Genomic DNA, 22,044 nt, shown 5'->3' with positions numbered 1-22,044 from the left:
AAGAGAAGCCATGCCAAAACGTAACGACCTACAGAGCATCCTGATCCTCGGCGCCGGCCCCATCGTCATCGGTCAGGCCTGCGAATTTGACTACTCCGGCGCCCAGGCCTGCAAGGCCCTGCGCGAGGAGGGATACCGCGTCATCCTGGTGAACTCCAACCCGGCCACCATAATGACGGACCCCGAGATGGCGGATGCCACCTACATAGAGCCCATCACCTGGGAAGTGGTGCGCGAGATCATCAAGAAGGAGCGCCCGGATGCGGTGCTGCCCACCATGGGTGGCCAGACTGCGCTGAACTGCGCGCTGGATCTGGAAAAACACGGCGTGCTGGCCGAGTTCGGTGTGGAGATGATAGGCGCCACTGCCGATGCCATCGACAAGGCCGAAGATCGCCGCCGCTTCGACATCGCCATGAAGAGCATTGGCCTCGAGTGCCCGCGCGCCGGCATCGCCCACAACATGGAAGAGGCGTGGGGCGTGCAGCAGATGGTTGGTTTCCCCTGCATCATTCGTCCCTCCTTTACCATGGGCGGCTCAGGCGGTGGCATCGCCTACAACACCGAAGAGTTCGTTGAGATCTGCGAGCGCGGTCTGGACTTGTCGCCGACCAAGGAGCTGCTCATCGATGAGTCGCTGATCGGCTGGAAAGAGTACGAGATGGAAGTGGTGCGGGATCGCAACGACAACTGCATCATCGTCTGCACCATCGAAAACTTCGACCCCATGGGCATACACACCGGTGACTCCATCACGGTCGCGCCAGCCCAGACGCTGACCGACAAGGAGTTCCAGATCATGCGCAACGCCTCCATGGCGATACTGCGCGAGATCGGGGTCGAAACCGGCGGCTCCAACGTCCAGTTCGGCATCAACCCGAAAGATGGCCGCATGGTCATCATCGAAATGAACCCGCGGGTGTCCCGCTCCTCCGCGCTGGCCTCCAAGGCGACCGGTTTCCCCATCGCCAAGATCGCCGCCAAGCTCGCCATCGGTTACACCCTGGACGAGCTGATGAACGACATCACAGGCGGTCGTACTCCGGCCTCCTTCGAGCCGGCCATCGACTACGTGGTCACCAAGGTGCCGCGCTTCAACTTCGAAAAATTTGCCGGTGCCAACGACCGTCTCACCACCCAGATGAAATCGGTCGGTGAAGTGATGGCGATTGGCCGCAACTTCCAGGAGTCCCTGCACAAGGCGCTGCGCAGCCTCGAGACCGGCAAGACCGGCTTCGACCCCATGGTTGACCTCAATGCCCCTGACTCATTGACCCGCATCCGCCACGAGCTGCAGGATGCTGGCTGCGACCGGATTTGGTACATAGCCGATGCGTTCCGCGCCGGTCTCTCCATGGACGGCATCTTCAAGTTGACCAAGATTGACCCCTGGTTCCTGGTGCAGATAGAAGATCTCATCAAGCTGGAAGAGCAGGTGAAAGAGCGCGGCATGGCCGGTCTCGATGCCGACTTCCTGCGCGCCTTGAAGCGCAAAGGCTTCGCCGACGCGCGCCTGGCCAAGATCCTCGGCGTGGCCGAGGGCGAGGTGCGCAAACTGCGTGCCCGCCACAACATCTTCCCGATCTACAAGCGGGTCGATACCTGCGCGGCCGAGTTCGCCACCAACACCGCCTACATGTATTCGAGCTATGACGAAGAGTGCGAGGCCAACCCGACCAATCGTGACAAGATCATGATCATCGGCGGTGGCCCGAACCGTATCGGTCAGGGCATCGAGTTTGACTACTGCTGCGTCCATGCGGCACTGGCCCTGCGCGAAGACGGTTACGAGACCATCATGGTCAACTGCAACCCGGAGACCGTCTCCACCGATTACGACACCTCGGATCGCCTCTACTTCGAGCCGGTGACCCTGGAAGACGTGCTGGAAATCGTGCGCATCGAGAAGCCCAAGGGCGTCATCGTCCAGTACGGCGGCCAGACCCCGCTCAAGCTTGCACGGGCATTGGAAGCGAACGGCGTGCCGATCATCGGTACCAGCCCGGATGCCATCGACCGCGCCGAAGACCGCGAGCGCTTCCAGTCCGCCGTCGAGCGCCTCGGCCTCAAGCAGCCGGAAAACGGCACAGTCACCGCGTTGGAGCAGGCAGTGCTGACCGCCGAGCGGATCACCTACCCGCTGGTGGTGCGCCCCTCCTACGTGCTGGGTGGCCGCGCCATGGAGATCGTCTATGACGAGACCGACCTGCGTCGCTACTTCGCCGAGGCGGTGAGCGTTTCCAACGAATCGCCGGTGCTGCTGGACCGCTTCCTCGATGACGCTACCGAGCTGGATGTGGATGCCATCTGCGACGGCGTGGACGTGGTCATCGGCGGCATCATGGAGCATATAGAGCAGGCCGGTATCCACTCCGGTGACTCCGGCTGCTCCCTGCCACCTTATACCTTGTCCAAGAAAATTCAGGACGAGATCCGCGAGCAGGTGCGGAAATTGGCGCTGGAACTCGGTGTGGTCGGCCTGATGAACGTGCAGTTTGCGGTCAAGGGCGATGACATCTACCTCATCGAAGTGAACCCGCGTGCCGCCCGTACCGTGCCCTTCGTCTCCAAGGCGACCGGTGCGCCGCTGGCCAAGATTGCCGCCCGCGTCATGGCCGGTCAGAGCCTGAAAGATCAGGGCTTTACCACCGAAATCATCCCGCCTTACTACTCGGTGAAAGAGGTGGTACTGCCGTTCGCCAAGTTCCCTGGGGTTGACCCGCTGCTGGGGCCAGAGATGCGCTCTACCGGTGAAGTAATGGGGGTAGGCAGCAGCTTTGCCGAGGCCTATGCCAAGGCCCAGCTGGGTGCCAGCCATGCGGTGCCGAAAGAGGGCCGCGCGCTCTTGTCGGTGCGTCACAGCGACAAGGCGCTGGTGGTCGATTTGGCCGCCAAGCTGCTGGAGCTGGGCTACGAGCTGGATGCTACTCACGGCACCGCAGTGGCGCTGGGTGAAGCGAGCATCAACCCGCGCCTGGTCAACAAGGTGCACGAAGGGCGTCCGCACATTCTCGACCGCATCAAGAACGGCGAGTACACCTACATCGTCAACACCGCCGAAGGGCGAGTGGCGATCCAGGACTCCAAGCAGCTGCGCCGCGCCGCCTTGCAGCACAAGGTGGCTTATACCACCACCATGAATGAGGCGTTTGCCACCTGCATGGCCATCAGCATGGATGCCACCGCCAACGTGAACTCGGTGCAGGAGCTGCACCAGAAGGTGAAAAACCGCTAAGCATTGCGTAACAAGGGCAGGGGAGTCTTTCTCTCCTTCTTTTTTGCACAACACTTGCGAACCCTGAAAAACCCCGCCAGCGATGGCGGGGTTTCTGTTTTTTTGCGGATCCGGCCAGCCTCTGTCATGGGAGTGAGGTGCGCAGGGGAGAGGGAATAGGGTCAAGAGTAGGCGATATCATCCCTTTTAGTGGCGTAAAGGTGACAATGATTGCGCCTTGGTGGCTTTTATTCGCAATCTTTGCAATCACTCACCCGAGCCGCCTCTATATACTGGTTTCTCATCACATAAGGTCGTCTGCGCCCGCAACAGCGGGGTGCGAGGATCAGGGCCAGTTGCTTATCCGGCAGCGAAGGCCGTCCCCTTTTACCCAGAGGGGCCACAGGAAACCGGTTGTGGGGTTACCACCCGCGCAACCGTCAGGGCCAGCGTTACCGCGCCAGCCTGCTTCCCCCTCCTTACCCCGTCTGCTTGCCTGCCCAGTCGCGTCGTTGCTCACCCTCATAGCCCGCAACGGCGCCGCACCTCAAGGACATCAGCCAAGGGAATCTGAATATGAGCTTCGATCATCGCAAATACCGCCCCGCCCCCGTCATCGCATTGACGGATCGCCAATGGCCCAACCGGGTGCTGGAGCGTGCGCCGCTCTGGTGTGCCGTGGACTTGCGCGATGGCAATCAGGCGCTGGTCGAACCCATGACGGTGGCCCAGAAGCTGCAAATGTGGGCGCTGATGGTCCATGTCGGCTTCAAGCATATCGAGGTGGGCTTCCCGGCCGCCTCCCAGCCCGATTTTGACTTCGTGCGTGAGCTGATCGAGCGCAATCTCATTCCCGATGACGTCACCATACAGGTGCTGGTGCAGGCCCGCGAAGATCTCATCATCCGCACCTTTGAATCCCTCAAGGGGGCCAAGCGCGCCATCGTTCACGTCTACAACTCGGTCAACCCGACCCAGCGCAACTATGTGTTCAACTCAGGGAAAGAGGGGGTCAAGGCCATCGCCGTGCAGGGGGCGCGCTGGGTACGCGAGCATGCGGCAAGGAACCCGGGCACAGAGTGGAGTTTCCAATATTCCCCCGAGAGCTTCAGCAGCACAGAGGTGGAGTTCGCGGTGGAGGTGTGTGACGCCGTGATCGACGAGTGGCGCCCCGCCGCCCGCCCCATGATCCTGAACCTGCCAGCCACGGTCGAGGTGAGCACCCCCAACGTGTTTGCGGATCAGGTGGAGTGGTTCTGCCGCCACCTCAGGGCGCGCCCCGAGGTGAGCATCTCCATTCACACCCACAACGACAGAGGCTGTGGTGTGGCTGCCGCCGAGCTGGCGGTGCTGGCGGGGGCGGATCGCATCGAGGGGACCCTGCTCGGCAATGGCGAACGCACCGGCAACATGGACATAGTCACCATGGCCATGAACCTCTACAGCCAGGGCATAGATCCCGAGCTGGACTTGTCTGACATGGATGCCATAGTCGCTACCGTGGGCGCCTGTACCCAGATAGCCCTGCACCCGCGCCACCCCTATGCCGGCGAGCTGGTCTACACGGCGTTTTCCGGCAGCCATCAGGATGCGATTCGTAAATCCCTGGCGGCCGAGAAGCCCGACACCTATTGGGATGTGGCCTACCTGCCCATAGATCCCGCCGATCTCGGTCGCAGCTACGAGGCGGTGATCCGCATCAACAGCCAGTCCGGCAAGGGGGGCGTCACCTACCTGCTGGAGCGCGATCTCGGCCTGCAACTGCCGCGCTGGCTGCAGATCGACTTCAGCCGCCGGGTACAGGCGCAGGCCGAGGCGAGCAGCAGCGAGATCAACCCGGCGCAGATCCGCGCCCTGTTCGAGCAACATTATCTTGAGCCGGTGCACGGCTATCGCATCGGTCGCTTCCAGCTCGGTCACGACGGCCAGGAGAGCCTGCACCTCGAGCTGCAGACCCCAGATGGATCGCTGCAATTGCGGGGCGAGGGGGAGGGGGCCATCACGGCGCTGGTCAACGGCTGGGAGCGCCAGACCGGCATGCACATAGACGTGCTCGACTACTCGGAACATGCCCTGAGTGCGGGCACCGAGTCCCGCGCCGCCGCCTATGTGCTGCTCAGTGTCGATGGTCGGCGCCAGTGCGGGGTCGCCATCGGCCGCGACGTGGTCAACGCCTCCTTGCAGGCGGTGATCAATGGCGCCGCCCAGATCCAGGCCCTGCGCCAAACGGCCTGATCCGCCCCCAGCTCATCGGCCGGGCACTGTCTTTGCCCCTGGCCATGACCCGATACATCTGCAAGGCCCCCGTCCAACCGGCGGGGGCCTTGTCGTGTCAGCGGCGGATGCTTGCGGGCTGGCCATGCTCATGCCTTCTGATCCCCCGATCAATCCTCTACAATGCCCTGGCTGTCTGCGTCCGGATACCCTCTGCGGGTGCCGGGACGCCTTATCCATCGGGAAGCTTTCATGCATCATCTCATTCGTTATCGTCATCATGTCGCGCCTCTGCTGGCCGCCTTGCTGCTGGCTGCCTGTGCCAGCGAACCGGCCAGCCAGGGCGATACCCGCCAACCTGGCAGTGCGGCCATCACGGGGCCGGCCATCACCAAACCCGCTCCCCTGCCCAAGGCCCAGATCCCCAGAGCCCCGGCCAGCATGCCGTCGCGCATAGTGCGGCTGTTGCCGGCCCGTACCGTGGATCGCAACGGCTGGGCGCAGGACATAGTCACGGCCCTCGCCAAACAGGAGCTGGCCGTGACCGACGAGAACGTCTGTTCCGTGCTGGCGGTGGCCGAGCAGGAGTCCACCTTTCAGGCTGATCCCGTGGTGCCTGGCCTTGGCAAGATCGCCTGGCAGGAGATCAACGCCCGCGCCAGCAAGCTGCTGATCCCCGAATTCGTGGTGCGCACTGCGCTCAGCATCAATTCCCCCACCGGCAAGAGCTATGCCGAGCGCATCGACAAGTTGCGCACCGAGCGGGAGATGAGCGAGATCTTCGAGGACATGATAGGGGAGGTGCCCATGGGCAAGACCCTGTTTGGCAACATGAACCCGGTGCGTACCGGTGGCCCCATGCAGGTCAGCATCGCCTTCGCCGAGGCCAACGCCCGTGGCTACCCTTATCCCGTCAAGGATTCCATCCGCCACGAAGTCTTTAGCCGCCGTGGCGGCATCTGGTTTGGCACCCGTCATCTGCTCAACTACCCGGCCCAGTATCCGGATCACCTCTACCGTTACGCCGACTTCAACGCCGGCTGGTATGCCAGTCGCAACGCCGCATTCCAGGCGGCGGTCAGCCGCGTGAGCGGCAAGCCGCTGGCACTGGATGGGGATCTCATTCGCTATGACTCAGATCTGCCGGGCAAGACAGAGCTCGCTGTTCATGCCATCGCCGGCCGCCTCAGCATGAGCAAGCAGGCCATTCACCAGAGCCTGAAGCTCGGCGACACCAGCGATTTTGCCCAAAGCGATCTCTACCACAGGGTCTTTACCCTGGCCGACAAGCAGGCCGGCAAGCGGCAACCCCGCGCCGTGCTGCCGGGCATCTCCCTCAAGAGCCCCAAGATCACCCGCAACCTCACCACCGCCTGGTTTGCCAAACGGGTGGATGGCAGGGCACAAGCTTGCATTAGGAAGATTGCTACAATTCGCTAGTATCCAGAAATAGCAAGGGTGGCCAAGTGTTTGCCCTTGTTATCAAGGATGCGTTAAATTAAAAACAATGTTTACCTGACCTAAAAATCCCAACGAATAGTAAAAGACTCTACATCTACATTAATAATTAGGGTGGTAAATAAAATATGGATGCGTTGCGATTATTTATATTAAGTATCTTTTTAGTAGCAGTTTAGCATGGCTAGTTCCTGTGTTTGATAGACGAAATTTTTTTATTTTTAATTTTTTATCAGGATAAACTTCAAAAAAGACATCAAATTTCTTATTTAGTAGTCTACCTACATTCTCTCTGAATTTTGGTTTTGAAAGGATTAGTTCATTATTTATAAAGGTACAGATTTCACCTGTTGTATAATATGAGTTACGCTCCCCTGGTCCTCTTTTTTTATATAAAACAAGAACAATTAAATCTTTTAATTTGAGTGAGTCATGTGAATTTGACTTATTTGTTTCATTAGGAGAGAACATAGGTGGTGATAATTTCATGGCATGCTCATAAAAATCATAGTAATCATCTATTTTTTTATCGTTCTCTATTGTGTTTATTTGAGGTAGCGTTCTGATTTTATTTAATCCCATATCGAGTTCTCGGGAATCTCTCTCTTCAAAAGACTCCCTTTGTGGCCCTACCTCAGAGCGATTTCTTTCAAGTTTCCTTTCTTTTCGACTTGTGCTGTTTGCAGATATAAATATTATATCTGCATCGTTGCCAACAATATAATTGTTCTGTATAAATACAACCTCCTCATACTTTCTGAATCCGGTTATAACTACATATGGCCAATTATATTTCTCTAAAAAATCCAATACTTTTTCAGCTACTAGAGTAGGCCTCTCTGATAACAAAAATTCAGCAAATCTACCAATTTGGATATCACTTTTCTCTCCATGAGTCTCTAAGTATATAAGATGCATAAAATCAGAGGCTTCAATATGAAAAAAAGAATATTTACTGGTCAAGTATTCTGCAATAGTGGTTTTCCCTGCGCAACTCAATCCTGTGACGATATGGCATGCTGAAATGTCATTTATGATTTCTTTATTTGTTGCTGGGCCTACGGATAATTTTGCTTTTGAAATTACATGTTTTTTTTCTAAAAATGAAAGCATGTCTAAAAATGCATTTTTACGGAAGTCATATTTATCTGCAACTTCGATAGGCATCTGGCTAATAACAATTTTTTCTTTACCAGGACAGAACCATTTATTAAAAGTTTTATTATCTAACCATGGATATATAGCATTTGTTTGTAAGCTCTTATCTTCAAGCCTTACTATTGTCCCTGATGTGCTGCTTGTAAATATAAACTCTTCCGCTCGTATGGTCGGAATGTATAGAACTAAATCAGACCTGACCGTAACGGTGCGATTATTACCAGAAAAATCTAGTACTATATCTATGTCTTCAAAAGAATTTTCTCGCATCCAATATTTTATATCAAGACCTGGATACTCCATACCATCCGTACTAAGGGCATCAATAATTACTGATGTATCTTCAATAATAAATGCTTGTGACGGAGGCAATCCAGCTGATTTAGCCTTGTTTTTGGCACTTTTCAAACTCTCTTTGAGTAGTTTGAACCTGTCATTTATTCTCGGCTCATCATAGTTCGCATGATAGGTTTTTTCTCTGAAATTAGTTATCTTTATATTATACTCACGACATAAATATCTAGCGTGTTGCATCTTAGTTCTATTTGAGGTGAAAAAAATCAGTTCAAACATATAGTTCTCCCTGAGTTGCAGATATTTAATGGAATATAGTCTCCTCCATGTAAAGCACAATATTCTTTCGCGATGATCTCTGCATCATCATGGAAAAAATAAATGCTTGGTCCAAAGCTACTCATGCCATAACAGTCAGGATTAAAAGTGGATATTTCTAACATGGATGATAAATTTTCAGATCGATTATTTATTTCTGATTTTTTCCATTCACATTCCCTAAGTGCATTTATACCATCACAAAAGCTAACGTAATCATTCTCTATAATAGAGCTGGTAATAACAAATGTAGATATGTAGCATGCAGAGTGGGCTGCATGTGAACTAATAGGACATGTCTTCTTAAAAAATTCAAACTCTGAATTACCGTAAATAAGAGTATCGGTTTGTGGAATTATCAATCCAATTTTCCATCCTTCTGGAACATCATGTGTAATTAAAGTTGTTGGTTTTCTCATTTTACTTGCAAAAGAAGAAGGGAGATATTCATCATTCTCTTTTTTTCTACCCAAATCAAATACAAAACCGCCAGAAAAATAACTTTTTATACCTATGCCGGATGTCCCACCTCTACCTGAGAGCTGTATTATATCTTCCTCCTTATAAGGTATGTTGTTCATGATCATCAACAACTCAATACATGCAAGAATTATAGCGGTGTGGGTTCCAAGGCCCACGTGGAAAAAATAATCCCCTGTTGCTGTAATATTTATTGACTGCTTGAGCGAAAGAGATCTAGATATGTCGTCAAGTTGGCAACATATATTCTTTATCTTGTTAGCATCATTGCATTTTCCTCTTATATTTAAAGTGTTTTTATTTCCATGTGTCGCCTCTAGGAAATGATTGTTGCTTGAAACAGCAAGCCCTACACCGCCATTAACTCTGTAGTTACAGTCATGCATTGCGATTAGAGTGAAATGGAGCCTAAATGGCAAACTAATCTTGACCTTTAGCATTACACCACTCCTCATCGAAATATTGAATGTAATCTAGAGTGAACGCAGCGCCAGTTCTGAAATGTAGAGACTGTGAGTATTTACTTTTCCGTTTTTCAAAATAAGGTCCTACAATAATGTCAGTATCAGATGCAAAAATACTGTGGTGTGGCTCATGATTATAAAGTCTAATTTCAAAGTTTTCTTTGAAATTATCTTTAATCTCAACGAAACGCTCAAGTGCTAAAGTTAAGTTTTGTTTTTCTTTTTCACTTGTAATTGAGTCCACTCTTGGAAGAAGTAATTTAACATTAACACCTCTCGTTAACGCTAAAATAAACTCATTGTCTCCAGATTCTGCTTGGCAGAAGTCTTCTGAGAAACGCTTTCCGGTGTGGAAGAGGAACTTAAGTTCAGCCTTGGAATTTTTTATTATGTTTCTGTAAAAATCTTTATCGTCTCTTCGTTCTAGAACTCCAATTAGTCCAGAATTTATTATCTTTTCATTTCTGACATAATCAAGGTAATCCGTCGTGAATTGAACCAATAATGCTACAACTGAAACTAGTCCACCGCCAACTAAAGGGGCCCATTTAGTTGATGTAATAATATCAAAGGAATATAGGGCAACAAGTAATATAGCCATTGAAATATAAGTCCACAATATTACTTTACTGAGACTTATAGTTATTTTCTTTTTAATCATATAGTCGCCTTATTATCAAACATTGTTACTATGAGTAGGTTTATAACTTGAAATTTCTATTGTGGCATCATTGGCAGTCGTCATATTGTGGCTGAAAGTAACCGAACTATCGTCCTTGGGTTTCAACCGTATTACAGAGAGTACTGGGTTGACACGTTGTGGACTCTATACGAATAACCAGAGTGTCAAACAGAACTACTATAGCGACTTAATCAGGACGAATGTGTGACAAGTCCCACTAACTGTGTGACTCATCAGTGATTTTTAGCCGGTGGTGGCGCTGGCAGTTAGAGGGCGGTGGCTGGGGGTTAGGCGTTGCTGTCGGAGGGTCTTATGAGAAGAGAAGGCAAGAGGAATCCCGCAACAGAGGTTGGGCGGCTCTGTTCCGTGGGCAGAGCTTAGAAACTCATCGCCAGCCCGACGCCGTAGCCACTGGTGTTGTGGCTGAACATATAGCGGGCCACCAGCCGGGTGCGGGTCACTATGATGTCGTACTTGCTGCTGTCGAGCTCGATCCCGAGCCCCAGCGAGTTGAGGGAGTTGAAACCGAGCAGGCCCCGTTGCTCGCCGAGGTATTCGGTGCGAGCCCCTTCCATCACGTAGCGCAGCGGCCGACTCAGCAGCGTCAGATCGCCGATGGGGGCACGGCGGCGCAGATAGAGGCCGAGATTTTCCGCGTTGGCCTGGCCGGTCACGCTGGCCGAGGTGCCGCCAAAGCTCTGCAGATGCTGGTAGGAGTAGCGCAGCTCGGCGTCTATGTCCTGAGTCGGGGAGAAGAGTTCATAGTCGAGCATCAGGGCGCCGCCCAGGCCATAGACATCGAGCCTGCCGCCATCGAGAAAGTCGAGGTTCTTGCCGGTGTACTGGCCCAGCAGCCAGTTGCCGATGCGCAGATCGCTGGCCACTGTGCCCAGGGTGACGTTGCCGAGGGGACGCAGCACCCAGTTGCCGCCGTGCCTGTCCCGGTGCAGTCCTATGTCCCAGCCAATCCCGCCGGTGGCCGTCAGACTGTTCCATTTGGTGGGAATGGTGCGGGTCTCGCTGCCGTTGCTCACCACGAACTGGGGATCGTAGCGGCTAAAGCCCAGCGTCCCCTCCAGATAGATGGGCACGCTCTCGCTCATGGTGGCGCCGCCGCCGACCTGGGTCATGTTGAGCGCCGCCGCCTGGTTGGTGCCGCTGCCGATATTGATGTTGCTGGCGGTGATGTCGGGCACGACTGTGAAGGTCATCAGCGACACCACAGCGTTGGCGCGCTGCTGCACCAGCGAGTCCTCGTCGGCCATGGCGTTGGTGCCGAGCAGCAGGCTGATCAGCAGGGGCAGGTTGGTGTGAGAGGTGTATGAGGGCATGCCGGGTTCCCGTGAAGCCTCGTTGGCTGAGGCACGATTACACTGTAGCGATTTTTTCTCGGCTTGGCAGCCCGGATAATGAGCCGGATGGCACTCTTCTGGCGTACGCGATCCTCAGATCAGGGGCCGGCTTGCTGGCGATGCAACAGGCGGGGGCTGGCGGCGTTCTCTGCGCCTCTCCTGGCTGTGCAGCCCGTGTGCTCGTGGGGTGCGAGTGGACGCCACCGCTTGCCGATGCGGGCCACGGACGGTCGGGTCAGGTTTTTCGCACTGCGTCCGGGCGGATAATAAAAATCCATTAAACTCAATGGGTCACTTGTTCGGGAGTGTGAGTGGAGATGAAGATCAGCCGCAAGATTACGCTGACCATAGTGCTGACGCTGCTGCTGTTGCAGGGGGTTGGCTATGTCGGCCTGCATTATGTGGTGAGCGACAAGTTCGGCGAGCTGGAGCGCATGAGTGTGGAGCGCAACCGCGAGCGGGTCAGGGCCGTGGTGCAGGCCGAGCTGGGCCAGCTGACCATGCTGGGGCAGGATTGGTCCGAATGGGATGAGACCTATGCCTTCATGGCCCGTCGGGATCAGGCCTATCTGGATGCCAACTTCAACGTGCGCACCTTCGAGACCCTGGGGATCGATCTGCTGGCGTTCTACGACAGGGAGAAGCAGCCGCAGGTGGCCTTTGCCTACCAGGCCGGCAAGCTGGTCTCGCAAACGCCGGCCCAGCTGGGGGCCTTGACCGATTACCTGATGCGCTACGGCACCCTCAAGCCCAACGCCGGCATCTGGTTCGACGGCGAGCGCTATTACCTGATGGCCGCCACCCAGATCCTGAGCAGCGAGGGGGAGGGGCCAAGTCGCGGCACCCTGTTGCTGTTCAAGGCTTTTACCCCGAAATTCATCCGCCAGCTGCAAAAACGCACAGCCCTGTCGCTCACCTTCCTGAGCCCGGATCAGCTCGCCGCCAGCCAGGGGGCGCCGACCCTGACCCGGCTCATGGCCAGCGACAGCCTGATCCTGCCGCAAGAGGACCGCCTGCTCACCCTGGCCCAGATCGATACCTTGCAGGAGACGTCGCCCCTCATCTTTCGCTTCACCCTGCCACGGGATCTGATGCTGGAGGGCAAGGCCATCGAGCAGCGCATCTTCTGGTTGCTGAGCCTGGGTACCCTGCTGTTTGCCGCCCTGGTGTTGCTGATCCTCAACGGCTACATAGCCGCCCGCCTGCAGCGGTTGAGTGCCAACCTGCGCCTCATCGCTGACGATGGCGCCGTGCGTCGGCTGCTGGTGGAGGGCAAGGACGAGATCTCCCAGGTCGCCATCGACTGCAATCGCATGCTCGATCATCTGGACAGCCTGCGTCAGCAGCAGGCCGACAGCGGGACCCGGCAGCAGTTGCAGCACGGGGCCCTGATCCACCTGGCCAAGAGCGATCTGCTGACCGGCGAGGATCCGGGGCAGGCCGCCCGTCATATCAACGAGGCGGTGTGCGCCGGCACCGGGGCCGCCCGCGCCAGCGTCTGGTTCTGCGCCGAGGACAAGCAATCCATGTTCTGCCAGGATCTCTTCTTCCTGCCCAAGCGCCATCATCAGCAGGGTTTTCACCTGCCATATGCCTTGATCCAGGGCCGCTACGAGGTCTCCAAGCCCGAGCATGCCCCCTGCCTCATCATCCGCGAGCGCTATGATCTGTCACGGTTTGGCGCCATGCTGGCCCAGCTCGGGCTCGATGCCCTCTCGGGCGCCATACTGATGGCACCCCTCAAGCAGGGGGATGAGCTGCTCGGTTTCATCATCGCCGAACGAGCCAGTCTGAAGGAGGAGTGGCACCCGGACGAGACGGCCTTCGTGCTCTCGGTGTGCGATCTCTCCGCCCAGACCCTGCTCACCCTCACCAAATTGCAGCAACTCAAGCGCAGCTGAGGGCCGCCTCGCCAGGTGCCCTCCCTTGCGTTCAAGGCACACATGCTCAAGGCACACACGGCTCAAGGCGCAACTTTCGTCGCGCCAGAGCGATTATCTCCACTATCCGTGACCTGCATTAATTTCTTGTTCACTTGGCAGGGTGTATAACGGGCCTCCCTCATGGAGAGAAGGGGCATGGCGACAGGGAGGGTCTGCCGCACCGGTGGCCCTCGGGTCACCCACTATGGATGCTCACTATGTTGATGGGAGTCACCAGATGCAGGAGATGCTGCTTGCCATATGGCAACAGGACTTTAACCAATTGATCCAGATGCAGGCGGTGGGCCTGCTCGTCACCTGTCTGGTGGTGATCCTCTTTCTCGAATCGAGCTTCGTCTTTTTGCCCCTGCCCGGTGACAGTCTGGTGCTGCTGGCCGGTGGCCTGGTGGGAATGGGGGTGCTTGGCCCCGAAGTCACACTGATTTACATGCCGCTTGCCGCCGGGCTTGGCAGCCTGATCGCCTATCTGCAGGGCCATGCGCTGCACGGTACCTCCTTCATGGGCCATGTGGAGCGGATGATCCCGGACGGCAGCCTGCCACGGGCCTCGCGTCTGCTGCACAGCTACGGCTTCTGGGCCATGTTCTCCTCCCGCTTCGTGCCCTTCGTCAGGGTGCTGACGCCTATGCTGATGGGGGTTTCGCGCCTGCATCTGCCGCGGGTGATGATGGCAAGCTTTGCCAGCGCCTTCCTCTGGGCCCTGCTGCTGAGTCTGGTGGGCAAGTTCGTGATGGCGGCCCCGGTGTTTGCCCAGTATCACGAGCTGATGACCAAGTGTCTGCTGGTGACCTCCCTCGGCCTGTTCGTCATCGCCATGGCGGCCATCGCCATCCGGCTGCTCAAGCGCCCGACCAACCGCATCCGCTGATCGGCTGCAGGCGGTCATCGCCCCGCGTATTTCTTGTGAATATACACCTGACCCAGGCGCGACCCCGAGCGGGCCGCCAGGGTCGCCCCTCAACCTTCAAGCAGGTACCTTATGTCATGTCATGACACCCTGAGCCTTCGTCCCCTCGAGCGAGAGGATCTGAAATTTGTGCATCAGCTCAACAACAACGCCAGCATAATGCGCTACTGGTTCGAGGAGCCTTACGAGGCTTACATGGAGCTGGCCCAGCTCTATGACAAGCACATCCACGATCAGCACGAGCGCCGCTTCATCCTGGAGGTGGCCGGCACCCAGGTCGGGCTGGTGGAGCTGGTGGACATTCGCAGCATTCATCGCCGCGCCGAATTCCAGATCATCATAGCCCCCGCCTATCAGGGGTTGGGGTATGCCAGGACGGCGACCCTGAAGGGGATGAAGTACGCCTTCAACGTGCTGAACCTGCACAAGTTGTACCTCATCGTCGATCGGGACAACGCCAAGGCGATCCATGTCTATCAGGGGTTGGGGTTCGAGCCGGAGGGGGAGCTGAAAGAGGAGTTCTTCATCGATGGCAAATATCGCACCGCCATTCGCATGTGCCTGTTTCAGCGTGATTTCAAGGCAGATGATGTAAACCGGAACTAAGGTTGCCTGACGCCTGAGTGCCCAGGGGGGAGGGCGGCGCCGGCCTGTGTCAGCCTGGCCTCTCCCCCGGTCGGCGCGTTTTGGCCGCAGGATAAAAACTCAGGTCATTTGAGGCAGAATTTGTGATGCCTATCTGTTACACTTCGCGCCCGCCATTTTCCGGCTCACTTTCTGACTTGATGTCGGACGCAGCCACCGGTGGTATCAACCTCCGCCTCGCCTACGCCGAGCCGCAAGCCAAACACAGCCCAGCTGGAACACAGGAACCCAATTTATGAGATTTGAATCGTTCGATTTTGCCCCCGAGATTTTGCGTGCCGTCTCAGATTGCGGTTATCAGGAGATGACCCCTGTGCAGCGCCAGGCGATCCCGACCATACGTCGCGGTCTCGATGTGCTGGCCAGTGCCCAGACCGGGACCGGCAAGACTGCCGCCTTCGCCCTGCCGATACTGCAGCGCCTGGTGGACAAGCCGGCCGAGCTGCAACCGTCCAACGCCCGTGTGCTGATCCTGACCCCGACCCGCGAGCTGGCGGCCCAGGTGGCGAGCAACATCAATGACTTCGCCAAGTACCTGGATGTTACCGTGCTGACGCTCGTTGGCGGCGGCAAGCAGGATGTGCAGGCCAAGAAGCTGAAAGCGGGTGCTCACATCATAGTGGCGACCCCGGGTCGTCTGCTGGAGCACCTGACCGCCTGCAACCTCAGCCTCTCCGGTGTCGAGTGTCTGGTGCTGGACGAAGCGGATCGCATCCTCGACATGGGCTTTAGCGCCGATGTGCAGCAGATCCTGCAAGCGGTCAACAAGGAGCGCCAGAACCTGCTGTTCTCCGCCACTTTCTCCGACGGGGTGAAGAAGCTGGCCAACGTCATGCTGGACAAGCCGCAGATCATCAGCGTCAACAAGCAGAACTCCACCGCCGATACCGTCACCCACACCGTCTATCCGGTGGAGCAGAAGCGCAAGCGCGAGCTGCTCTCCGAGCTCATCGGCAAGCAGAACTGGCCGCAGGTGCTGGTGTTTGCCAGTACCCGTGAAAGCTGTGACGAGCTGGTAGCCGAGCTGAACCTGGATGGCATCAAGTCCGCCGTGGTGCATGGCGACAAGGCCCAGGGCAGCCGTCGCCGCGCCCTGCGCGAATTCACCGAAGGCAAGGTGCGGGTGCTGGTCGCCACCGAAGTGGCCGCCCGTGGTCTGGACATCCCGGATCTGCAGTACGTGGTCAACTATGATCTGCCGTTCTTGGCCGAAGACTACGTGCACCGCATCGGTCGTACCGGCCGCGCCGGCAAGAGCGGCATGGCCATCTCCTTCGTCAGCCGCGAGGAAGAGCGCACCCTGCTCGAGATCGAGGCGCTGATCGGCCAGAAGATCCGCCGCGTCATGGTGCCGGGCTACCAGGTGGGCAACCGTGACGAGCTGATCAAGCAGTTGCAGGAGCGTCGTCGCTTCGGCAAGCGTCCCCAGCGCGATGACAACGCCGCCGCCCAGGCCATGGCCGAGGCCAAGCTGCAAGGCCAGCGTCTCAAGCGTCTGGCGGCAATGAAGAAGCCGCGTCAGCCGAAGTAAGCGCGCCCAACCCCGCCCCGGCCTTCCCCTTGTCAGGGCAGGCCGGGAGGGGGGATTTAGTACATAAAGGCGCCAGTGGCGCCTTTATGCTGTTGATGACCCGGCCTCTGGCCCGCCCGTCTCTCTGAGGACTCGTGATGACACCTCCCAACTACAATCAGGCCCTGCTCGACATGGCCACCCAGAGCCTTGCCGAGCTGGCGCGTACCGCCGAGCAGAAGACGGGCAAGCGCACCCCGGCCCAGGAGAGCCATTTTCTCTGTACCTGGATGGCGGACTCCCTCAAGGAGAAGCGCTTCTCCCGGCTGGTGATGGAGGATCTGAAAGGCTGGATCCAGCAGGGCCGCACCCTGGGAGCCGGCGCCGACCTCAAGGGCTTGCTGGAGCGCATCGCCTTCCAGTACGCCCGCGTGCAGGCCGACTCCCAGCAGCTCGGCACCAGGCTGGCCGCCATGCTGGCCGAGCTGGAAAGCGCGGGTTGGTTAGTGTTTACCGACAGCGAGGTGAGCGCCAAGCTGCGCCTGCAGGGGCAGGGCCAATCCAGCCTGGTGATCTCCAGCCGCGAATACGGCGAGCACCTGGTCCAGGGGGAGCTTGTCAAGCCGCTGACCCTCTATGCGCGCTGTGACGAAACCCAGCTGGCCGAGGCGGCCTTTCGCCATGGTCTGCTGCTGAGCCAGGGCAACAAGAAGACCACGCTGGTCAAACACCACAAGGCGTATTGTCTGGTGCCGGCCAACCTGCAGCCCGCGCTGGCGCTGCTGGCCGAGGCGAAAGCCTGACGGCGAGCCTTTTCCTCTGTCCTTCCCAAACCCCGGCCTGGCGCCGGGGTTTTTTATGCGCGGCGAGCGGCGATGGGAACGCCGGGGAGGCGAGGAGAGCCAGGGGCAAGTGGGATGGCGAGCCCCGTTTTTGTCGCGGATGGTTTGTCGCATAGAGCTATTTCCTCCTCTTTCCCCCTCTGATGGGGGGCGTCCCCCATATGGTGGGATGGTGGCGGAAAATTTCTGCTCTAGGGTGGGTTGGCCCCAAAGAGGGCCTTAAGGAAGCAAACCGCCTGATGGCGATACTCAATGAATGAGGAAACATGATGAAAGCGACTCCCATTGCCCTGCTGCTGGCCGGTGTGCTGGCCTCTCCGCTCTGCGCCGCAGGGCTCGATGCCCAACTTACCCTGGTGGATGGCAGCACAGACGATGTGCGCGTCAACCTGACGCTGACCAACACGGGCGACAAGCCGATCCGCCTGCTCAAGTGGCAACTGCCGGGCAGCGAAGATGCCCCCCTGTTCCTGGTGGAACGGGATGGTCAGCCGGTCAGCTACGAGGGGGCCCTGATCAAGCGGGCGGCGCCGACCGACAAGGACTTCCAGCTGCTCAAGGCCGGCCAGAGCCTGACGGTGCAGGCGGAGGTGTCGGGTCTCTATGACATGAGCGCCCAGGGTCAATACAGCATCCGTTATCAGCTGCCGACCCTGCCGCAGGAGGCGAAGGCCGCCAAGGCCAAACAGGCCCAGGCGAGCGAGTCCAACGCCATCACCCTGTGGGTGGAGGGGGTGAACGATGAGCGAGTTCAGGCCAAGGTGGCCGCCGCCGACCCTCAGGCCGTCACCGCCTCGGTCAGCTTCAGCGGCCGCTGCAGCAACACCCAGAAGAGCGATATTCTGGCCGCGCTCGATGCCGCCAGCGGCATCAGCAACAACTCCAGCAGCTATCTGGCGGTGGACAAGCCCGATGGCCAGCGTTATCGCAGCTGGTTTGGCGCCTATGACGCCTCCCGCTGGGATCAGGCCGAGGGGCACTTCAGCAAGATCAAGGATGCCATCGACAACAAGCCGCTCACCTTCGACTGCGGCTGCAAGCAGAGCTACTTTGCCTACGTCTACCCGGATCAGCCCTACAAGGTCTATCTGTGCAAGAGCTTCTGGACCGCGCCCGTCACCGGGACCGACTCCCGTGCCGGCACCATAGTCCATGAGCTGAGCCACTTCACCGTGGTGGCAGGCACCGATGATCTGGGTTACGGTCAGGCCAATGCCCGCAATCTGGCGAAGACGGAGCCGGTCAAGGCGCTCAACAACGCCGACAACCATGAATACTTCGCCGAAAATACCCCGAGCGAAAATTGATCCGCTGACAGGGGCCGCCAGGCCCCTTTTTTGATGTTGAAGGAGGCGCCATGATGACACTCTTGCTCACGACCCTCGCACTCGCCCCCCTGCAGTGCGAGCTGTCGGTCAAGGCACAAAGCCGGGTGGACGAGCCCTTGCCCCTGGTGATGACCTTGACCAACAAGGGGGAGGGGCCGCTCGAGGTGCTGAGCTGGTTCACCCCGTTCGAGGGCTGGTTTGCCGATGCCATCGAACTCACCCTGGATAACCAGCCGCTGGCCTACAAGGGGCCGCTCGCCAAGCGTGGTGCTCCCGCGGCCGAGGATTTCTTCATACTGGGACCGGGCCAGCAGAGCCAGGCGGATGCGGATCTGACCCAGGTCTACGATTTGTCGCGCCCAGGCCTCTATCACCTCAGTTATCGCGCCCAGCCCTTGACCCTGACCCAGGGGGTTGCCCCGCGTTGCCCCGCCATCAGCTTCAATCGCCTGGCTGCGCCCTAGGCGGGCTGACTCGCGCCTTGCCGCTGCTCGCATCCAGCAGCCCTACAGCGCGCGCCGCCACCGCCAGATAACGAGGCGATGCGTCCCGCTCCCGCCAGCAGCAGTGCACCAGCTTGATCACATGATCGTCCAGGCTGGCCAGCGCCAGTGGCAACACCCTCTGCCAATCCAGCCCTGTGGCGTCCGGCCAGCGCTGGGAACGCAACGCGGGCGCCCCGACCGTGATATAAGCCGCCGCCACCGCCTGCCACATCAGGGTTTGCCACGGCGCTTGCCACTCGCCGGGCAACTGCTGCGCGACCAAGGCGGCGGCTCGGCTGCCGGTCACCATGTGCAACACGGTGAAATTGCCGGTCTGCCAATAGAGCTGCAGGGCGATCTCGGCCAGCTGGGTGAATACTGCCGATGACTCGGCGAGTGAGCATGGCAGTGTGCCCGGCCAGCGCGGCGCCTCTGCCACCTGCTGCAATCGCTCCGTGATCCACTCGCCCTGCCAGCTCGCACCCTCCCACTGTGCGGAAAGCCCGGCCAGCAGGCTGGCGACATCCCGGCTGGGGGCGGCCTCTCCGGCAGGCAGTATCAGGGGGCGGCACTGCCAGGCGGCCAGCGCCGCGGCCTGCTCCCCCAGATGGCCATTTTCCAGGGCGCAGGCGAAGCGGATCAGGGGGTGAAAGGCCCCTCCCGCCGGTGAGAGTCGGCGTGCCAGCAGTGTCTCAAAGGTGGGCTGCCAGCCTTGGGTAGCGAGCCGGTTTGCCAGCTGCTGACGCAGCCGAACGAAGCTGATTTCATCCTCCCCCTGACTTGGTTCCCCGCTCGGCAGCGCATGGGTTGCCTGCCAGTGATCGAAGAAATGCTGCAGCTGGCGGGGGCTGGCTCCCATCTCGTGCAGGGCGTGCAGCGCCATCGGGCAGTGGTTGGTGGTGCCCCGGCCATTGAGGGCAAAAGCACGGTTGGCATCGAGCAGGCGATGAAGATGATGCATAATCGTTTGACTCCTTTCATTAAGGGAGACAGGATTGTGCAAGTTAAAGCTAACTTGAGGTCAAGGATGGATACGGATCGCAAGTGGTTAGCCATAGGCCAGATAGCCAGTCGCTCCGGCGTCAACGCCAGTGCCTTGCGTTTTTACGAGCAGAAGGGGCTGCTTCGCAGCGTGCGCAGCCATGGAGGTCAGCGCCTCTATCCGCAGGATGCGCTGCGCCGGATCGCCTTCATCCGGGTGGCGCAGGGGATGGGGTTGAGCCTTGGCGACATTGCCGATGCCCTCGCCGGTTTGCCCGATGGCCGCACACCGGATCGTCGCGACTGGGAGCAGATCGCCAGCCAGTGGCAGGGGCTGCTCGATCAGCGCATCGAGGCTCTGCTGCAGCTCAAGGGCAAGCTCACCTCCTGCATCGGCTGCGGTTGCCTGTCGCTCGAGCACTGCGCCCTTTACAACCCGGATGATCAGGCCGCAAGACAGGGCGCCGGCCCCCGCTATCTGCTGGGGGATGCACCGCCGTCCGACGAGTGATCAGCAACATGATGAACATGAGTGTCGACCCAGCCATGCCATGCACAGGGCCGACTCGTTTAACCGTCAAGGAGGAGACATGGCACTGGAACAGCTTAAACGGGAATTGGAGCAGTTTGGCGAATACAACGACAGCCAGCAGCAGACCCGTGGCAGCAAGATGCTCAACATCACCCGCGATACCGGCGAGCTGCTGGCGGTGCTGGTGCAGACCAGGGGGGCAGACGCCGTGCTGGAGATAGGCACCTCCAACGGTTACTCCACCCTCTGGCTGGCCGAGGCGGTACGCAGGCTAGATGGCCGGGTCACCACCATAGAGCTGGATGAGGGCAAACGGGTTATGGCCGCTGCCAACTTCCAGCGCGCCGGCCTAGGCCCCTGGATAACCCAGCTGGCGGGCGAGGCGGGGGCCCTGCTGGCCGAGCTGCCGACGGAAGGTTATCAGCTGATCTTCCTGGATTCAGATCGTCAGCACTATCGGGCCTGGTGGCCGCAGATCCGGCGCCTGCTTGCCCCTCGCGGCTTGCTGGTGGTGGACAACGCCATCTCCCATCGGGACGAGATGGTCGAGTGGATGAGTGAGGTGCAGCGCGATCCGGCCTTCCAGAGCACGCTGGTGCCGGTGGGCAAGGGGGAGTGGCTGGTGGTGCGTCTGTAGGGAGAGTGAGCATGGAATTCAAGACCATGGAACCAAGAGCTGTGGTAGAGGCCTATTGGCAGGCCATGCAGAGCAACGATTTTGCCAAGGCGGCCAGGTGGCTGTGCGAGGATTATGTCTGTGACTGGCCGCAGTCGGGCGAGCGGATCGCAGGGCGCTGCAACTTCATCGAGATCAACCGCCGCTATCCGGCTGCGGGCCCCTGGAATTTTGAGGTGGTCCGGCTGCTGGAGCAGGGGCGGGAGGTGGTGACAGAGGTGTTGATCACCGATGGTCTGGTGCAGGCCCGCGCCATCACCTTTCACACTGTGCGCGGAGACGCCATCCTGCACCAGACCGAGTTCTGGCCCGATCTCTACGAGGCCCCCCACTGGCGTCGACCCTGGGTGACCCCGATCCCCCGGGAGTCGCAACTCGCCTGATCCCGGCCCCCAGGGTGAGCCATGCCACCCTGGGGGAATGCTTATGTTGTTTACCTTATCCTCGTTATCCATAATTTCGATAAATATCCCCACATTTTATTGTTTGGCAATGGAATGGCCCGCGTTATGTTTTGTCCATGCCGATAGTCAGCCGGATTAATCTGTGATGTTGCAGCGA

The 22,044-nt window shown here is 58.1% G+C and carries 18 protein-coding genes; 13 read left to right on the top strand and 5 right to left on the bottom strand.

Annotated elements, in window-relative coordinates:
* Nucleotides 1-10 precede the first annotated feature (10 nt).
* From carB to AACQ95_RS11760, 3 genes are all read left to right on the top strand, one after another.
* Nucleotides 11-3,235, top strand: a complete 3,225-nt coding sequence (gene carB / locus AACQ95_RS11770) for a carbamoyl-phosphate synthase large subunit (RefSeq protein WP_017412104.1) — start codon at nucleotides 11-13, stop codon at nucleotides 3,233-3,235.
* A 555-nt stretch (nucleotides 3,236-3,790) separates the two neighbouring features.
* The gene (gene leuA / locus AACQ95_RS11765) at nucleotides 3,791-5,449 is read left to right on the top strand and encodes a 2-isopropylmalate synthase (RefSeq protein ID WP_241280952.1); all 1,659 of its coding nucleotides are present in this window, start codon (nucleotides 3,791-3,793) and stop codon (nucleotides 5,447-5,449) included.
* 162 nt (nucleotides 5,450-5,611) lie between these two features.
* Nucleotides 5,612-6,868, top strand: a complete 1,257-nt coding sequence (locus AACQ95_RS11760) for a DUF1615 domain-containing protein (protein WP_445290532.1) — start codon at nucleotides 5,612-5,614, stop codon at nucleotides 6,866-6,868.
* Between the two features lie 165 nt (nucleotides 6,869-7,033).
* Here AACQ95_RS11760 and AACQ95_RS11755 read toward each other — a convergent pair whose 3' ends face one another.
* From AACQ95_RS11755 to AACQ95_RS11740, 4 genes are all read right to left on the bottom strand, one after another.
* Nucleotides 7,034-8,617 (bottom strand): non-canonical purine NTP pyrophosphatase, encoded by a 1,584-nt coding sequence (locus AACQ95_RS11755; protein ID WP_241280950.1) that lies wholly within the window; start codon nucleotides 8,615-8,617, stop codon nucleotides 7,034-7,036.
* Nucleotides 8,605-9,576: a beta-ribofuranosylaminobenzene 5'-phosphate synthase family protein gene (locus AACQ95_RS11750; protein ID WP_241280949.1), complete on the bottom strand. Its 972-nt coding sequence runs from the start codon at nucleotides 9,574-9,576 to the stop codon at nucleotides 8,605-8,607. The genes AACQ95_RS11755 and AACQ95_RS11750 overlap by 13 nt, the downstream gene beginning before the upstream one ends.
* Nucleotides 9,557-10,261: a hypothetical protein gene (locus AACQ95_RS11745; RefSeq protein ID WP_241280948.1), complete on the bottom strand. Its 705-nt coding sequence runs from the start codon at nucleotides 10,259-10,261 to the stop codon at nucleotides 9,557-9,559. Before AACQ95_RS11745 ends, AACQ95_RS11750 begins: the two co-directional genes overlap by 20 nt.
* A gap of 398 nt (nucleotides 10,262-10,659) precedes the next feature.
* Nucleotides 10,660-11,613 carry a hypothetical protein gene (locus tag AACQ95_RS11740; protein ID WP_098983666.1) on the bottom strand — a complete coding sequence of 318 codons (954 nt, stop codon included), beginning with the start codon at nucleotides 11,611-11,613 and terminating at the stop codon, nucleotides 10,660-10,662.
* Nucleotides 11,614-11,951: 338 nt separating this feature from the next.
* Between AACQ95_RS11740 and AACQ95_RS11735 the strand changes: the two genes are divergently transcribed.
* The 7 genes from AACQ95_RS11735 (at nucleotide 11,952) to AACQ95_RS11705 (ending at nucleotide 19,273) form a co-directional block, all read left to right on the top strand.
* Nucleotides 11,952-13,535: a CHASE4 domain-containing protein gene (locus AACQ95_RS11735; protein ID WP_241280964.1), complete on the top strand. Its 1,584-nt coding sequence runs from the start codon at nucleotides 11,952-11,954 to the stop codon at nucleotides 13,533-13,535.
* Nucleotides 13,536-13,794: 259 nt separating this feature from the next.
* Nucleotides 13,795-14,445 (top strand): DedA family protein, encoded by a 651-nt coding sequence (locus tag AACQ95_RS11730; protein WP_043139268.1) that lies wholly within the window; start codon nucleotides 13,795-13,797, stop codon nucleotides 14,443-14,445.
* 111 nt (nucleotides 14,446-14,556) lie between these two features.
* Entirely contained in the window at nucleotides 14,557-15,090 is a 534-nt protein-coding gene (speG, locus tag AACQ95_RS11725) for a spermidine N1-acetyltransferase (RefSeq protein ID WP_241280947.1), read from the top strand.
* A gap of 274 nt (nucleotides 15,091-15,364) precedes the next feature.
* On the top strand, nucleotides 15,365-16,660 hold the full coding sequence (locus tag AACQ95_RS11720; protein ID WP_042866233.1) for a DEAD/DEAH box helicase: 1,296 nt from the start codon (nucleotides 15,365-15,367) through the stop codon (nucleotides 16,658-16,660).
* A 137-nt stretch (nucleotides 16,661-16,797) separates the two neighbouring features.
* Nucleotides 16,798-17,442 (top strand): DUF2913 family protein, encoded by a 645-nt coding sequence (locus AACQ95_RS11715; protein WP_241280946.1) that lies wholly within the window; start codon nucleotides 16,798-16,800, stop codon nucleotides 17,440-17,442.
* A gap of 305 nt (nucleotides 17,443-17,747) precedes the next feature.
* Nucleotides 17,748-18,788, top strand: a complete 1,041-nt coding sequence (locus tag AACQ95_RS11710; RefSeq protein ID WP_241280945.1) for a M35 family metallo-endopeptidase — start codon at nucleotides 17,748-17,750, stop codon at nucleotides 18,786-18,788.
* 50 nt (nucleotides 18,789-18,838) lie between these two features.
* Nucleotides 18,839-19,273: a hypothetical protein gene (locus AACQ95_RS11705; protein ID WP_043139280.1), complete on the top strand. Its 435-nt coding sequence runs from the start codon at nucleotides 18,839-18,841 to the stop codon at nucleotides 19,271-19,273.
* Here AACQ95_RS11705 and AACQ95_RS11700 read toward each other — a convergent pair.
* Nucleotides 19,251-20,255 carry a questin oxidase family protein gene (locus AACQ95_RS11700; RefSeq protein ID WP_241280944.1) on the bottom strand — a complete coding sequence of 335 codons (1,005 nt, stop codon included), beginning with the start codon at nucleotides 20,253-20,255 and terminating at the stop codon, nucleotides 19,251-19,253. The genes AACQ95_RS11705 and AACQ95_RS11700 overlap by 23 nt on opposite strands.
* Nucleotides 20,256-20,321: 66 nt before the next feature.
* On the opposite strand from AACQ95_RS11700, the gene soxR reads away from it, so the two are divergent.
* The 3 genes from soxR (at nucleotide 20,322) to AACQ95_RS11685 (ending at nucleotide 21,866) form a co-directional block, all read left to right on the top strand.
* Nucleotides 20,322-20,786 carry a redox-sensitive transcriptional activator SoxR gene (soxR, locus tag AACQ95_RS11695; RefSeq protein WP_241280943.1) on the top strand — a complete coding sequence of 155 codons (465 nt, stop codon included), beginning with the start codon at nucleotides 20,322-20,324 and terminating at the stop codon, nucleotides 20,784-20,786.
* Between the two features lie 79 nt (nucleotides 20,787-20,865).
* The gene (locus tag AACQ95_RS11690; protein ID WP_241280942.1) at nucleotides 20,866-21,444 is read left to right on the top strand and encodes an O-methyltransferase; all 579 of its coding nucleotides are present in this window, start codon (nucleotides 20,866-20,868) and stop codon (nucleotides 21,442-21,444) included.
* Between the two features lie 11 nt (nucleotides 21,445-21,455).
* Nucleotides 21,456-21,866, top strand: coding sequence for a nuclear transport factor 2 family protein (locus AACQ95_RS11685; RefSeq protein ID WP_043139290.1), 411 nt, complete (start codon nucleotides 21,456-21,458; stop codon nucleotides 21,864-21,866).
* The last annotated feature ends 178 nt before the right edge of the window (nucleotides 21,867-22,044 follow it).

It is taken from the genome of Aeromonas sp. MR19, assembly GCF_963899305.1.
Lineage (GTDB): Bacteria > Pseudomonadota > Gammaproteobacteria > Enterobacterales > Aeromonadaceae > Aeromonas > Aeromonas bestiarum.
Note: the sequence above shows the minus strand (reverse complement) of the source record. Positions and strands in the feature narration are given on the sequence as shown.

Coding starts and splice junctions, on each gene's coding strand:
- leuA (WP_241280952.1), top strand. CDS start 3,791: ATGAGCTTCGATCATCGCAAATACCGCCCCGCCCCCGTCATCGCATTG.
- AACQ95_RS11705 (WP_043139280.1), top strand. CDS start 18,839: ATGATGACACTCTTGCTCACGACCCTCGCACTCGCCCCCCTGCAGTGC.
- AACQ95_RS11735 (WP_241280964.1), top strand. CDS start 11,952: ATGAAGATCAGCCGCAAGATTACGCTGACCATAGTGCTGACGCTGCTG.
- soxR (WP_241280943.1), top strand. CDS start 20,322: ATGGATACGGATCGCAAGTGGTTAGCCATAGGCCAGATAGCCAGTCGC.
- AACQ95_RS11730 (WP_043139268.1), top strand. CDS start 13,795: ATGCAGGAGATGCTGCTTGCCATATGGCAACAGGACTTTAACCAATTG.
- speG (WP_241280947.1), top strand. CDS start 14,557: ATGTCATGTCATGACACCCTGAGCCTTCGTCCCCTCGAGCGAGAGGAT.
- AACQ95_RS11750 (WP_241280949.1), bottom strand. CDS start 9,576: ATGCTAAAGGTCAAGATTAGTTTGCCATTTAGGCTCCATTTCACTCTA.
- AACQ95_RS11740 (WP_098983666.1), bottom strand. CDS start 11,613: ATGCCCTCATACACCTCTCACACCAACCTGCCCCTGCTGATCAGCCTG.
- AACQ95_RS11760 (WP_445290532.1), top strand. CDS start 5,612: ATGCCCTGGCTGTCTGCGTCCGGATACCCTCTGCGGGTGCCGGGACGC.
- carB (WP_017412104.1), top strand. CDS start 11: ATGCCAAAACGTAACGACCTACAGAGCATCCTGATCCTCGGCGCCGGC.
- AACQ95_RS11715 (WP_241280946.1), top strand. CDS start 16,798: ATGACACCTCCCAACTACAATCAGGCCCTGCTCGACATGGCCACCCAG.
- AACQ95_RS11755 (WP_241280950.1), bottom strand. CDS start 8,617: ATGTTTGAACTGATTTTTTTCACCTCAAATAGAACTAAGATGCAACAC.
- AACQ95_RS11690 (WP_241280942.1), top strand. CDS start 20,866: ATGGCACTGGAACAGCTTAAACGGGAATTGGAGCAGTTTGGCGAATAC.
- AACQ95_RS11685 (WP_043139290.1), top strand. CDS start 21,456: ATGGAATTCAAGACCATGGAACCAAGAGCTGTGGTAGAGGCCTATTGG.
- AACQ95_RS11700 (WP_241280944.1), bottom strand. CDS start 20,255: ATGCATCATCTTCATCGCCTGCTCGATGCCAACCGTGCTTTTGCCCTC.
- AACQ95_RS11720 (WP_042866233.1), top strand. CDS start 15,365: ATGAGATTTGAATCGTTCGATTTTGCCCCCGAGATTTTGCGTGCCGTC.
- AACQ95_RS11745 (WP_241280948.1), bottom strand. CDS start 10,261: ATGATTAAAAAGAAAATAACTATAAGTCTCAGTAAAGTAATATTGTGG.
- AACQ95_RS11710 (WP_241280945.1), top strand. CDS start 17,748: ATGATGAAAGCGACTCCCATTGCCCTGCTGCTGGCCGGTGTGCTGGCC.